The organism is Nonlabens sp. Ci31, from assembly GCF_012974865.1.
Lineage (GTDB): Bacteria > Bacteroidota > Bacteroidia > Flavobacteriales > Flavobacteriaceae > Nonlabens.
In genome coordinates this window covers 3,572,994-3,586,701 of the sequence record NZ_CP043633.1, presented here as the reverse complement: position 1 = coordinate 3,586,701, position 13,708 = coordinate 3,572,994, and the positions used below count along the sequence as shown (strand labels likewise).

Here is a 13,708-nt window from a genome sequence, read left to right as displayed (position 1 = left end):
AATTTGGATAATGAGGTTATTGAAAAGTATTTTAGAATTTTATATCAGGAGTAGTTTTCATGTGGCTTTTTGCTTTGTGGCGTTATTTCTAGTTTTCCATTTTTGGAACTTTTCGAAGTTGGATGGCGCTATGCTACTTCTTATATTTTGTGGAGTAGTTATAGGCTATAACATCATAAAATATGCAGCGCTGCTTTTGGAACGAAAAGATTTCCGTTTTAAAACAACTATCATAACTAGTACAGCTATCGCTAGTGGTATCGCAGCTTATTTAATTATTAAAGATAGTTTATGGACTGTTGTGATGGTTTCTCTAGCCAGTGCTTTTTCTGTTTTTTATGCATTTCCATTGATAAGGCATCACAACTTAAGGCAAATCCCTATTATCAAGTTGGTACTGGTAGCGCTTTCATGGATCATCATCATTTGTTTTCTTCCTTTGAAATCGGTGTATGTAAATTTTGAGTATTCGTATGATTCCCTGGCTTTTCCTATTACAGATTCTGTCAAGTGGCTGTACGCTATAGATATAATACAACTGTTCGTATTGATTATTGCTCTTTGTATTCCTTTTGAAATTAGGGATCTGCAATATGATTCTCCTCAGCTTAAAACACTTCCTCAAATGATAGGGATTCATCGCACCAAATTATTAGGAGTTGTCCTATGTGTGATTTACTTAGTAATAGAGATCATACAGTTTGGTTTTACAACAAATATCATAGCTATAAGCACTTATCTGTTAGTGCCACTTATTGCTGTGTTTATTTGGTTTTCTGATGTATTTAAATCTGATTATTACACCAGTTTCTTTGTTGAGGCAATTCCAGTCTTTTGGCTAGGAATGTTGCTTGTATTAAATTAAATCCAATTTTATTGCATAGCAGTATTAGAAAGAATTCTATCAAAAGTTATTTGACTAGATGTATTCTAAAGTAGAAATGCAAGCGGAATAATTGGTCAAGGATACGGGGATCAAAACTACTTTGACATGGCCTCAGTAAGACATTTCTTAATAGATTGTTTTTGAGCAATAGTTAAAGCTATCCATTTGAGGCCTTTAAGTTTGCGTTGGAAACGTTGATTATTTTTATGAAAAGAGCGACAGCCTATACAGTGTCCTCTGTGTAGTTTGTGACGGAAAGCTTCCTTAGGATTAAGGTCGCCGTATTGTTCTCTTGTACTTAATATACTTGCTTGATCGCAATTGATGAAAAATCTACTCATTAGATTAACTATTCTTGTGCCATTTATTATTGAGACATTCCATAAGCTGTACTCGAGCCCTGTGAATGATTACCCAAAGATTGGACGCCGTGATATTATGTTCCTTACATATTGTTTCGGTTTCCAAATTATCAATGGTTTTTTGGACAAAGATAGTGGCATATCGCTCTGGTAAACAAGCAATACATTCTTCAAGAGCATCACCTAGCTCTCGCTGTTCAATCATATCTTCCACGTTAGGATTGCGTAAGTCTGCTGCCTGTTCTTCCATCCAGTCACCTTCTTGATCACTACTGGACAAATAACTCATGCGTACTTCAGCCTTTCCTTTGTTGGAATTAATCTTGCGATAATAATCGATTATTTTACGTTTGAGAATAGAAATTAACCAAGTGCGCTCTGTAGAATTCCCTTTAAATCGGTGCGCACTTTTTAAACCAGCAAGAAAAGTTTCAGACACGAGGTCTTGGGCCATAATAGGGTCATTGACTCTACTTATGGTAAAATTAAAAAGGTAATCGCCGTAACGGTCCACCCATTTTTCTGGTATTAATTTAACTTCTGGCAATTCGTTTTCTATTTTTTATCCGCACTCTTTACGGAATCTATTTTAACTTTTATCAATCTTTCAATCTCGTTGCTCGGTATGAATATTCTTTTTAAGCACCGACTGAATTCGTTTATTTTGTGATTCGTAACCTATAAATTTCATCACGCCACTAATCCAGCTCTTTTTAATAAAGCATCTATCTTAGGTTTGCTTCCTCGAAAACGAGTGTACAACAACATAGGATCTTCTGTTCCCCCTCTAGAGAGTACGTTATCTCTAAATTTCTTTGCTGTTGTTCTATCAAAAATTCCTTTTTCTTTAAATACTTCAAAGGCATCTGCATCCAGCACCTCTGCCCATTTATAACTGTAGTATCCCGCACTGTAGCCCCCTTGAAAAATGTGTGCAAAAGCAGTACTCATACAGCTGGTTGCTGCGTCTGGGTATAAATCTGTTTGATCAAATATTTTTCGTTCATGAGCTTTTACATCGGTAATTCCTGTCGGATCGATTCCGTGCCAACTCATATCCATCATCCCAAAAGAAAGTTGTCTTAAAGTTTGTAAACCTTCTTGAAAGTTTGCCGCAGCTTTAATTTTGTCAATATATGTTGATGGTATCACTTCGTCTGTCTCGTAATGTCTCGCAAAAATTTCTAGTGCTTCTTTTTCATAACACCAGTTTTCTAAAACTTGACTAGGTAGTTCCACAAAATCCCAAAACACTGATGTTCCAGACAGACTTCTGTACTTAGTGTCTGCTAGCATACCGTGAAGCGCATGGCCAAACTCATGAAAAAGAGTGGTTACCTCGTTAAATGTAAGTAGGGATGGCTTAGTAGCTGTAGGTTTTGTGAAATTACATACGTTAGAAACATGTGGTCTTATATTGTGACCATCCTCATCATACCACTGGTTTTTAAAGGAAGTCATCCAAGCACCATTGCGTTTTCCTTTACGAGGGAAAAAGTCGGCATAAAATATAGAGTTCAACGTATTGTCTTCATTTTTCACTACATAGGTAAAAACATCTGGATGGTATTTTTCTATTTCGTTTGTTTCCTCAAAACTCAGCCCGTACAAACGACTGGCGATTTCAAAAACACCATTGATCACATTCTCTAACTTGAAATAAGGTTTTAATAGCTCATCGTCCAAGTCAAAAAGACGTTGCTTTAACTTTTCAGAATAATAAGCAGCATCCCATTTCTCTAATCTGGTAATGGATGCTGACGTCTCTGATTGGTTAGAAATCGAGATAGCAAAAGCAGTCAACTCCTCAAATTCTCTTTGTGCAGCAGGTGTTGCTTTTTCAAGAATCTCTTGAGAAAAGCTATTGACTATTTCGGGTGTTTTTGCCATTCGTTCTTCAAGGACAAAATGTGCATGAGTGTTGTAACCTAATAAATGAGCTCTTTCGAAACGAAATTGCGCGATTTTTAAAACATTTTCTTGATTATCATATGGGTCCTTATAGGCTTTTGCTCCAAAAGCACTGGAAAGCTCTTCCCGCAATTTCCTGTCGTCCACATAAGTCATAAAAGGAATGTAGCTCGGATAGTCTAACGTAAAAAGATAACCGTCTTTATCTTTTTCTTTTGCCGCTTCGGCAGCAGCTTCTTTAGCGCTATCAGGTAATCCTGATAGCCTAGAATCATCTTCTAGGTGGAATTCGTAAGCATTAGTTGCTGCAAGAACATTCTCACCAAAAGCTAAGGACAATTGAGATAATTCGTTGTCAATTTCTCTTAAACGTTTCTTCTTATCTTCAGAAAGATTGGCCCCATTGCGTGAAAAACGTTTGTATTGTTGGTCCAATAATGTTTTTTGTTCCTCTGTTAGATCTAAGGAATCTTTATTTTCATAAACAGCTTTTACTCTTTTAAAAAGCGCTTCATTAAGAGTTACATCATTACCAAATTCAGATAATTGCGGACTTACCTCACGAGCAATTTTTTGAATTTCGTCGTTGGTTTCTGCGCTGTTGAGGTTAAAAAAGATGCTAGAAATGCGTCCTAATAATTCTGCAGAGCTGTCTAAAGCCTCTATTGTATTCTCAAAGGTAGGCTTTGAAGTATTTTTAGTAATCGCATCTATTTCCTTTTTTGCAAGTTGTATCGCTTTCGCGAAAGCGGGCTCGTAATGAGCTTCCTTTATCAAAGAAAAAGGTGTGGTATCCTGAAAGGTTTTAAAATCTTGTAATAATGGATTATTCTCAATGCTCATATATATGTAAAAGTAAAGTTCAATGATCAATTGTTTATCACAATTTTGTTAAACTTTTGATCAATAAGGTTAAACAAATTATTTAAAGGAAGAAATAGCCGGAACCAAAAAAACAGACCATAAAGATGCCGTGAATGATACCTAAGTAGTTGCGATTCTTTTGTGTAAACTGCCTGTTGATGATGATAGACATTAAAAAATGAATACCACCAGCGGTTAGAAATTGCCATTTTTGTGGATGTCGTTGCATCATAGCGTAGCAAAACCAAAATAAGGTTACTCCTATGGTAATAACAGAGGCAAACTGGTAGGTTTTAGACATTCTTTTGCATTTCTGCAGCAGCTTGAATGACTTTATCCTTAAGACTTAGTTTATAAGAAATGATTCTAGACCTCACATCTTCTTGTGTAGCACCTATAATTTGTGCGGCAAGGATTCCAGCATTTTTTGCTCCATTTAGAGCAACAGTTGCTACAGGAACGCCACTTGGCATTTGTAAAATAGAAAGAATACTATCCCAGCCATCTATGGAGTTACTCGACTTTACTGGCACACCTATTACGGGTAGTGGCGATAAGCTCGCTACCATTCCAGGTAAATGCGCTGCTCCACCAGCCCCTGCTATAATTACAGCAATGCCATTTTCATGAGCTGTTTTACCAAATTCAAACATCTTTTCTGGCGTGCGGTGAGCACTAACAACATCTACTTGAATTTCTATATCTAGTTCTTTTAAAACATCTATGGCTTCTTGCATCACGGGAAGATCGCTTGCAGAACCCATAATAATAGCTACTTTTTTATTCATCGGGTAAAACTACAAAATTGCCGATGATAAATTCAAGGCTTTGCTTTTGAATTTGTTAATTGCTAATTGTTTAGTCAAGGCTGCATTTTTAAATTTATGAACGGCCTATTTCGATTTCCTTTTCTCATTTGCATATATGTTATTCCTCGATCGCTGTTCATTTGATTTCTTTAACTATTATTTTATGATATCATTGACACAATACTTAACATTATTGCAACATCTGCGATTGTTTTACTGCGTATTTTTACTTTAAATAAAAAGATGATGATCAAACATATTGTAATCGCCATAATAGCTCTTCTAGCAGTTTCTTGTGGAAACACTCCTAAGGAAACTGCTTTAAACTCTTCCAATGAAGAAGTACAGCAAGAAAAAAAATATCAAATTAGCAAAACAGATGCCCAGTGGAAAGGACTCTTGGAACCTTCTGCATATAATGTATTGAGAGAAGCAGGTACAGAAAGACCTAATACGAGCCCGCTGAATAAACAGTACGCTCCAGGAATTCTAATTTGTGGAGCTTGTTTTGCTCCTCTTTATGAAAATGAGAACAAATTTGACTCGGGTACAGGATGGCCTAGTTATGACAGAGCTATTGAAGGACAAGTAGAACGCGATGTAGATTATAAGATAGGTTATGAACGCACAGAGTTGAAATGTAATACTTGTGGTAGTCATTTAGGTCATGAATTTAATGATGGACCTAAAAAGACGACAGGAAAGCGCCATTGTATAAATGGTGTCGCTATGGACTTTGTTCCTAAAGGAGAAGAGTTGCCAGCATTGAGAAAATAGGTGCTGTTTAAAGTAAGATTTATAAAAAGCTCCTGACTTAGTTAAGGAGCTTTATTTTTGTTCCGCTTTCCTGCCTGCCGGAAGGGAAGACGCGAAAGCGGAATGAAATTCAATCATATGAATTCAAATACAATCCAATGACAGAAAAAGAATATAAAGAAAAACTGACTCCAGAACAATATCAGATTCTTAGAGAAAAAGGAACCGAACGACCTTTTACAGGAGAGTACAATACCCATTATGATAAAGGAGTTTACAGTTGTGCAGCATGCGGGAATGAACTTTTTAAATCAGATCAAAAATTTGATTCTGGTTGTGGCTGGCCTTCCTTTGATGATGAAGTAGAAGGAGCAATCGAGCGTAAAAGAGATGCTACTCACGGTATGATGCGCACAGAAATCATGTGTTCCAATTGCGGTAGCCATCTAGGGCATGTTTTTAACGATGGACCTACTGCTACTGGAATCAGGCATTGTGTGAATAGTTTGAGTCTTGATTTTAAGAAAGAGGTTTAGTCTCAGTAACAGTTTGCAGTAGGCAAGTTGATTTACTCGTTGTGCTCTTATAATGGAAGTAGGTAGTAATAGGTTTTTAGTTTCTCTTGGGGCTATCGTGAAATAGTAGGTAGTGGGCAGGTTCATGTTATAGCTATGCTCTTCTAATGGAAGTAGTTAGGATGATTTGACAACTGAACTCTCGAGTGTTGGAAAACAAATCGGTTATTCTCCTAGGGGTAGAATTAATTCTACCCTTTTAAAAAAAAACAATTGGTCTAATTTCCAATACCGTAAAACCCTTATTTAATTCGTACACGAATAAAACTATTTTAGAGTTTTAAGAAAATTAAGGAGTATTAATTCTCTAGGAATTTAAATGTTTCTAAAACCTTTCTTAAGTTACATTGATGCATATCACTGTTATCTTAGTTACCTTTAACAGTTGTATTTAACAGGTAGAAATTATTATTTTTCTTATTATTTTTCAAATAATATAAATAAGACTGTTGCTTTAAATTATCTGTTTTAGAATTAAATGACAACCAATAAGAATGCATTCCGGCAATTTTAGCCTTTCCAAAATCAGCTATTTTAATTTCATTTTGATTAGTTAATGCGTTGAGAATATCTTTAGTGAAAAAGGTTTCTAAGGTTAAAGAATCATTTTTAATCTCAACAATACCTATTGTATTATAATTGTCGATAGCTTCAGGATCACCTGATAGTACCATCCCATTTGCCTCGTATCATATATTTTCTTGGATATCCCAAGTTCTTGGGATTTTCAAAGAATAAATGGAATCATTATCAATAATATTTTTAGTTGATCTTAATTTTATATTACTTGAACAATTAGAAAAATGATCTTTTGATAAGTTTTCTAGACTCATGCTTTCCAAATAGAAATCAGTGATCTCAATTTTTTTAATAGTCTCCTGACCGTTTACTGTCAAAACGAATAAAAATAAAAGATATATGGTGATTTTTAATTTCATCATTTCCATAAACTCCTTACGAATTCCACTCTGGTAAATCTTCCATCCAGACTTTTAAATTGGTCTTTTTCTGAATGACACGCATGTGGTTGGCTTCTTCTTTTGTAACCAAAGAAATGGCTGTACCAGGGTTTTCTGCACGACCAGTTCTACCTATACGGTGAATGTAGTCTTTAGGCGATCGAGGCAATTCATAATTGATCACATAAGGAAGGAATTCAATGTCTATACCACGAGAAAGCAAATCGGTAGTAACGAGACATCGCACTCCTGTTTCTGCACTGTTTTTGAAGTCGGCTAGGTTGGTGTTTCTAACTCCTTGTGCTTTTTTACCGTGAATGGCTTTTGATTTGATACCATTGTTATTGAGCTTGTCATTTACATGTTCCACTTGATAGGTAGAAGAGCAGAAAATCAATACTTGCTGCATTTGGTGTTCTTCAATCAAATGCCTTAGAAGCACTCCTTTTTTCTCTTCAGTAACACGGTAGCCCAATTGCTTTATAAGCGAGTAGTCTTGTTTTTCCTCTTCAATTTCTATAACTACAGGGTCTTTTAATAGCCCTTCTTCAATATTTTTAACTTCGCGACTTAAAGTTGCCGAGAATAATAGGTTTTGCTTCTTTCTCGGTAAATGATAGAGAACGGCATCCATCTCTTCCTTGAACCCCATGGAGAGCATTTTGTCGGCTTCATCCAGCACCAAAATCTTACAGTCTTTTAGAACTACTGCATTTGCCTCTATCAGTTCGATCAATCTACCTGGAGTCGCGACAAGTACATCAACTGTATTCATCTTCATCATTTGCGGATTGATACTTACACCACCATAAACAGGCATGGTGATCAACGGCTTATCTAATGCTTTAGAAAAAGTTTTAACCACGTCGCTTACTTGCACGGCAAGCTCGCGAGTAGGGACCATAATCAGCGCACTGATATGTCTATTTTTAGATTCAATTCCCTTTAGGTTTTGAAGTAAAGGAAGCGCATAACTGGCTGTTTTTCCAGAACCAGTTTTGGCAATTCCTAACACGTCTTTTCCTTCCAAAATAACAGGGATAGCCTGTTCCTGTATAGGAGTAGGCTCCAGTAATTGTTGATCGGCAAGGGACTTTAAGAGTGCAGGATCAAGTCCTAATTTTTCAAATGACATAAGGTTTTTTTCGAATTACAAAGGTAAAGTATTAAGATGGTATTAATTCTTAAGTAGGTACGCTGATCAAGTTTTATATTTAACAAAAAAACGAGTTGAAACTACCGCAATCCTATTATTTACAAGACGATGTAGTCGCCATTGCCAGAGACTTGATAGGCAAAAAGATCATTTCTGTAATTGATGGTGAGCTGACTTCTGGAATCATTACAGAAACAGAGGCCTACCGAGGACATGACGATAAGGCTTGTCATGCGCATCTGGGCAGATTCACAGAGCGCACAAAAATCATGTATAAAGAAGGTGGGGTTGCCTATGTCTATCTCTGTTATGGGATCCACCATTTATTCAATATCATTACCAATTCCAGAGGTCAAGCAGATGCTATTCTTATACGAGCGGTAGAACCTATAGCGGGGATAGAAGTGATGTTAAAGCGACGTTCTAAAGAGCAACTCGATAAAACACTTACTTCTGGTCCGGGCAATTTCACCAAAGCCTTTGGGTTAGATCGTTCTCATTATGGTGCAGATCTCATGGGCAATGATGTTTGGATAGAAGGTGGTGATGAGTTCCGCTTTCACGAAAGCGAGATTACAACCAGTAAAAGAATAGGAATTGATTATGCAGAAGAAGATAAAGATCTTCCTTGGCGGTTTTATCTCAACAGTTCTAAATATATCAGTAAAAAATAGTTGGTAAGTTCTGCTTTCATTTCGACCAGCTTAGTGCATCGCGCGAAAGCGAAACAATTATTTTACCTAGGGAAACCTATTATCGGTATTCTGGATTTTCAAAGCTCCATTTATTGCCCTTGTCCCATTGCTCTCTAGAATTTCCATAGGCAGAATACCCATTGTTTTGCTGGAGTTGGTATGCCAGATGCATCAGATTATAGGTCATGAAGGTGGTGTTGCGTTTGGTAAATTCATTGTCCATGCCAGCTCCATTATCTCCAAAACTTGACCCAGGTCCAGCTTCTCCTATCCATCCAGCGTCTGCTTGGGGTGGTATGGAATAACCTACATGTTGCATGGAATAAAGAATTCCCATAGCGCAGTGTTTGATCCCGTCTTCATTTCCAGTGATGATGGTTCCTCCTACTTTACCGTAGAAAATGTATTGGCCTTTTTCATTTGTCATACCACTCATGGAGTACAGTCGTTCAATTAAAAGTTGTGTTTGAGAAGATTTTTCCCCCAACCAGATAGGAGTTCCCACGATCAATATATCTGCTGCTGCTACTTTTTTATAAATCTCAGGCCAGGCATCTTTTTCCCAGCCGTGCTGCGTCATATCTGGTTGTACCCCAGTGGCTACCTCATGGTCGATAAATCTAATGTGATCAACTTGAACTCCCTCTTTTTTCATGATGTGAGCACTCACGTCCATCAATAGTCTCGTATGACTTTTTTCAGGAGACTTTTTCAAAGTACAATTGATGTAAAGGGCTTTTAATTTTGAGAAGTCTGGTGTGTTCATAATGTATGGTTTTTAATTCGGGTGTATGGGCTTTGCGTTGTGCCTGTCAGCAGGTTGAGAAAGCGAAATGACATCTACTTCATTGATCATTAAATAATTAATCTCGTGGTTGTTGCATTTTTTCTACCATTTTAAGCAGTACTTTTTTAGGAGTAAGTGGGATGGCAGCAAGCATGGCTTTTTGGAAAAAACGCAGCCCAGCTTTCACATCCATGTCTCCATTTATCATAGCGTCATAACCTGTTTGTGCTACATCTTTTGAAGTTGCTGTTTGATCAAAAAGCGAGGTTTTATCCATCCCAGAAGTTTTGCCAAAATCAGTTGCAGTTGCTCCAGGCACCAGATTGGTCACTGTTATATTAGTTTCAGATAATTCTTGTGCAATGGCATTACTTAGTGAGGTGACGTAGGCCTTGCTGGCAAAATAAACGGCTTGCATAGGTCCAGGCATCAAACTAGCGGTGGAAGAAACGTTAAGGATTTTCCCTTCGTTTCTTTTTACAAAATCAGGAATAAACAAACGGCACAGATGCGTGAGCGCCATAATATTGAGCAAAATCATCTGTTGATCAGTTTCCCAATCTCGTTTATGAAATTTACCCAACCCACCAAAACCTGCGCTATTGATCAGGTAATCTACGTGAATACCAGCAGACTTCACTTCGTCATAAATTTCTTGTGTGGCATTAGGAGCCGTCAGGTCTTTTACGATTACATGAACTTGAACCTGGTAAGCCGATTCTAAATCTGATTTAAGCTGTCGCAGCTCATCACCGCTTCTGGCTACAATTATTAAATCACCACCTTTTGAAGCGTGTATTTTTGCGAGTTCCTTGCCTATGCCACTACTTGCGCCGGTTATTAGTGCTGTTTTCATTAAGTTAAATTATATATAGGTTAAAGTTAATGAACTGATATTGAAACACCTCTGTGTTTGTTTCAAATTTAACAGCACATCAAAGTACTATACATCTACAGAAAGTCGGGCGAGGTAATCATAATGCGCTCCTTTTTGAACCAATTCGATTTTAAAACCTGCATGGGTCGCATGGGTTTTTAAGAGTTCGTAATCCATATACAACCACTCAAATGACGCCGATTCCATTCCTTTATAATGAAGAGAAAAGGTCACTTCACCATAGTATTCTTTGCTGGGATCTACCCAGAGACCACCATCTTCCTCGTCTTCATAAAGAAATCTCAAATCAGAACTGTCGATTAGAATTTGGCCGTTTTTGTGAAGTAGGTTTTTGAGTAATTCCAAGCATAAAGGAACACGTTCTAACTTTTCAAAAATTCCAGTTCCATTCATAAGCAGCAGAATAGTATCATAGCTCCCTTTATGGTTCCAGATGTTTTCATGTAGCACTTTTGAGTCAGATTTTTTAAGCCGTTCTTTGATTACTTGAACCGCTCCGGCACTTTGATCAAGAGCGGTAACTTGTAATCCTTTTTTTTCAAGATAAAGGCAATGTGATCCCGCCCCAGCTCCTACATCCAACACTGTTCCTTTAGACAGTTGCAATGCTTTCTTCTCCATTACAGGCATTTGATCATAGGACCTAAAAAGATAGGGTAGTGGCATGACATCATCTTCTATACTAGGGCTAAGAACACTAATGTCTTCTGTATAATTCCCTTGATGGAAATCTAATAATGCTTTTCCATAAAGGTCTGAGTGAATATCCACGGGTTGTATTTAATGGTAAAATTAAGGTATTTGAATAGGTTATAGCGCCTGTTTGCTCCATGAAACATCAATCCTGTATTCGGTTATGGAATACCCCGTTTTCTGTTCCTACGTTACTCAATCAAGAAGTTGATTGAGCAAAGGCTAATCCCCTATTCTAAAGGAGTTCATCGTAGAGCAATCTTTAAGGACTGACGACACGTCTCTTTAGATAGAACCATTTTGCTGCCAGCTTGTCATAAATTGGTAAATGGTACAAGCCTTGAAATGGTAGAAATGTTATTAATAAATCCGCTTTCGCGAAAGCGGAACAATTAAAATCTAAACAGAACACACTATAATTATGTCACAAGAAGGAAAAATTAATGTATCGGTGGAGAATATCTTCCCGCTTATTAAGAAGTTTTTATATAGCGATCACGAGATTTTCCTAAGGGAACTCGTTTCAAATGCTACAGATGCAACGCTTAAATTACAGCACCTAGCAAGAATAGGCGAGGCCGGTGTAGAGTTAGGTGATCAACAAATAGAGATCAAGATTGATAAGGAAGCAAAAACGCTTCATATTATTGATCAAGGTTTAGGAATGTCTGAAGAAGAAGTACAGAAGTACATCAATGAAGTGGCTTTTTCTGGAGCAGAAGAATTTCTTGAAAAATATAAGGATACCGCAAAGGATAGCGGTATCATAGGTCACTTTGGTTTAGGGTTCTATTCTGCTTTTATGGTAGCAAGTCAGGTAGAAATTCTCACAAAATCTTACACAGGTACACCAGCAGTACATTGGTCTTGTGATGGTTCTCCCAATTACACTATTGAGCCAGGGACGAAAGAGAATTTCGGAACAGAGATCATCCTTCATATTTCTGAAGAGGATACGGAGTTTCTAGACGAAAACCGCATCAAGGAACTTCTTAATAAATACAACAAGTTCATGCCGGTGCCTATTAAATTTGGTACCAAAACAGAAACATTAGAAAAGCCAGAAGGAGCTAAGGAAGAGGATCCTGCACCTACTCAAGAAGTAGATAATATCATCAATAACCCTTCTCCAGCATGGACCAAGCAACCTACAGAGTTAGAAGATGCAGATTATAAAAGCTTCTATAGAGAGTTGTATCCTATGCAATTTGAAGAGCCTTTATTTCACATTCATTTAAATGTGGATTATCCGTTTAATCTTACGGGGATTTTATATTTCCCTAAGATGACTCAGGATCTTAATGTGCAAAAGGATCGCATACAGTTGTATCAAAACCAAGTGTATGTAACCGATAATGTAGAAGGGATCGTACCAGAATTTTTAACCATGTTACGTGGAGTTATTGATTCTCCAGACATTCCATTAAATGTATCACGTTCTTACTTGCAAGCAGATGGAGCGGTGAAGAAAATTTCTAGTTACATTACTCGTAAGGTAGCTGATAAGTTGAAGAGCCTCTTTAATGACGACCGTAAAGCTTTTGAAGAAAAGTGGAACGATATTAAAATCGTTATTGAATACGGAATGTTGAGCGAAGATAAATTCTTTGAAAAAGCTGACAAATTTGCATTATATCCTACCGTAGACGGATCTTATTTTTTATGGGATGAGCTTATAGAGAAAATTAAGCCTACACAAACAGATAAAGATGGTAAGACGGTTGTTCTTTATACTTCAAATAAAGAAGCACAACACTCTTATATTGCTGCGGCAAAAAATAAAGGATATGAAATTCTTTTATTAGATTCTCCTATCATATCACACTTGATGCAAAAGCTAGAGTCTTCTAAAGAGAATGTTTCTTTTGTAAGAATAGATGCTGAGCATGCAGATAATTTGATTAAGAAAGAAGAAGAGCAAATTTCAAAGCTCTCTGATGAAGAGAAAGAAACGCTACAAAAAACAATCACTGAGATCATCGCAGATTCTGGATATACCGTTCAAGTAGAAGCTATGAGTAGTGATGCAGCACCATTTATGATTACCCAACCAGAATTTATGCGTCGTATGAAAGAAATGCAAGCGACTGGCGGTGGAGGTATGATGGGCTTTGGCAACATGCCAGACATGTACAACCTTGTGGTTAATGGGAATAATGATTTAGTTCAATCTATTTTTAACGAGAAGGATAAAACAAAGCAAACTGGATTGATCCAACAAGGAGTTGATCTAGCTAAATTATCTCAAGGTCTTTTAAAAGGAGAAAAGCTAACGGAATTTGTAAACCGTAGTTATGGTTTGATCAAATAGAAGTACTACACATTTTATAGGAAGAGCATGTTGAAAGACATGCTCT

The 13,708-nt window shown here is 37.0% G+C and carries 15 protein-coding genes; 5 read left to right on the top strand and 10 right to left on the bottom strand.

From position 1 onward, the window contains the following. The first annotated feature begins 10 nt into the window (after nucleotides 1-10). Nucleotides 11-865, top strand: a complete 855-nt coding sequence (locus F0365_RS15760) for a hypothetical protein (RefSeq protein WP_169934581.1) — start codon at nucleotides 11-13, stop codon at nucleotides 863-865. A 116-nt stretch (nucleotides 866-981) separates the two neighbouring features. On the opposite strand, the gene F0365_RS15755 is transcribed toward F0365_RS15760, so the two are convergent. The 5 genes from F0365_RS15755 to purE form a co-directional block, all read right to left on the bottom strand. Further along, nucleotides 982-1,227 carry a hypothetical protein gene (locus tag F0365_RS15755; protein WP_169934580.1) on the bottom strand — a complete coding sequence of 82 codons (246 nt, stop codon included), beginning with the start codon at nucleotides 1,225-1,227 and terminating at the stop codon, nucleotides 982-984. Between the two features lie 4 nt (nucleotides 1,228-1,231). Further along, entirely contained in the window at nucleotides 1,232-1,795 is a 564-nt protein-coding gene (locus tag F0365_RS15750) for a sigma-70 family RNA polymerase sigma factor (RefSeq protein WP_169934579.1), read from the bottom strand. Between the two features lie 143 nt (nucleotides 1,796-1,938). Next, complete coding sequence (locus F0365_RS15745; protein WP_169934578.1) at nucleotides 1,939-4,002, bottom strand: M3 family metallopeptidase; 2,064 nt, start codon at nucleotides 4,000-4,002, stop codon at nucleotides 1,939-1,941. Between the two features lie 82 nt (nucleotides 4,003-4,084). After that, the gene (locus tag F0365_RS15740; protein ID WP_169934577.1) at nucleotides 4,085-4,324 is read right to left on the bottom strand and encodes a hypothetical protein; all 240 of its coding nucleotides are present in this window, start codon (nucleotides 4,322-4,324) and stop codon (nucleotides 4,085-4,087) included. Continuing rightward, complete coding sequence (purE, locus tag F0365_RS15735) at nucleotides 4,317-4,811, bottom strand: 5-(carboxyamino)imidazole ribonucleotide mutase (protein WP_169934576.1); 495 nt, start codon at nucleotides 4,809-4,811, stop codon at nucleotides 4,317-4,319. The genes F0365_RS15740 and purE overlap by 8 nt, the downstream gene beginning before the upstream one ends. Before the next feature lie 264 nt (nucleotides 4,812-5,075). Here purE and msrB (F0365_RS15730) point away from each other — a divergent pair, with 264 nt between their 5' ends. Beyond that, nucleotides 5,076-5,609 (top strand): peptide-methionine (R)-S-oxide reductase MsrB, encoded by a 534-nt coding sequence (gene msrB / locus F0365_RS15730; protein WP_410505461.1) that lies wholly within the window; start codon nucleotides 5,076-5,078, stop codon nucleotides 5,607-5,609. Nucleotides 5,610-5,746: 137 nt separating this feature from the next. After that, nucleotides 5,747-6,124 carry a peptide-methionine (R)-S-oxide reductase MsrB gene (msrB, locus tag F0365_RS15725; RefSeq protein WP_169934575.1) on the top strand — a complete coding sequence of 126 codons (378 nt, stop codon included), beginning with the start codon at nucleotides 5,747-5,749 and terminating at the stop codon, nucleotides 6,122-6,124. Nucleotides 6,125-6,531: 407 nt separating this feature from the next. Here the strand turns inward: msrB (F0365_RS15725) and F0365_RS15720 are convergent, their stop codons facing one another. Beyond that, on the bottom strand, nucleotides 6,532-6,837 hold the full coding sequence (locus tag F0365_RS15720; protein ID WP_169934574.1) for a hypothetical protein: 306 nt from the start codon (nucleotides 6,835-6,837) through the stop codon (nucleotides 6,532-6,534). A gap of 280 nt (nucleotides 6,838-7,117) precedes the next feature. Beyond that, nucleotides 7,118-8,257, bottom strand: coding sequence for a DEAD/DEAH box helicase (locus F0365_RS15715; protein ID WP_169934573.1), 1,140 nt, complete (start codon nucleotides 8,255-8,257; stop codon nucleotides 7,118-7,120). Between the two features lie 95 nt (nucleotides 8,258-8,352). On the opposite strand from F0365_RS15715, the gene F0365_RS15710 reads away from it, so the two are divergent. Beyond that, nucleotides 8,353-8,952 carry a DNA-3-methyladenine glycosylase gene (locus F0365_RS15710; RefSeq protein ID WP_169934572.1) on the top strand — a complete coding sequence of 200 codons (600 nt, stop codon included), beginning with the start codon at nucleotides 8,353-8,355 and terminating at the stop codon, nucleotides 8,950-8,952. A gap of 79 nt (nucleotides 8,953-9,031) precedes the next feature. Here the strand turns inward: F0365_RS15710 and F0365_RS15705 are convergent, their stop codons facing one another. The 3 genes from F0365_RS15705 to F0365_RS15695 form a co-directional block, all read right to left on the bottom strand. Next, a complete protein-coding gene (locus F0365_RS15705) occupies nucleotides 9,032-9,739 on the bottom strand; it encodes a flavodoxin family protein (protein WP_169934571.1) in 708 nt (235 codons plus the stop codon). 97 nt (nucleotides 9,740-9,836) lie between these two features. Then, nucleotides 9,837-10,616, bottom strand: coding sequence for an SDR family NAD(P)-dependent oxidoreductase (locus tag F0365_RS15700; RefSeq protein WP_169934570.1), 780 nt, complete (start codon nucleotides 10,614-10,616; stop codon nucleotides 9,837-9,839). A gap of 87 nt (nucleotides 10,617-10,703) precedes the next feature. Next, the gene (locus F0365_RS15695; protein WP_169934569.1) at nucleotides 10,704-11,429 is read right to left on the bottom strand and encodes a class I SAM-dependent methyltransferase; all 726 of its coding nucleotides are present in this window, start codon (nucleotides 11,427-11,429) and stop codon (nucleotides 10,704-10,706) included. Between the two features lie 343 nt (nucleotides 11,430-11,772). Here F0365_RS15695 and htpG point away from each other — a divergent pair, with 343 nt between their 5' ends. Further along, nucleotides 11,773-13,662, top strand: coding sequence for a molecular chaperone HtpG (gene htpG, locus F0365_RS15690; RefSeq protein ID WP_169934568.1), 1,890 nt, complete (start codon nucleotides 11,773-11,775; stop codon nucleotides 13,660-13,662). Nucleotides 13,663-13,708 lie beyond the last annotated feature (46 nt).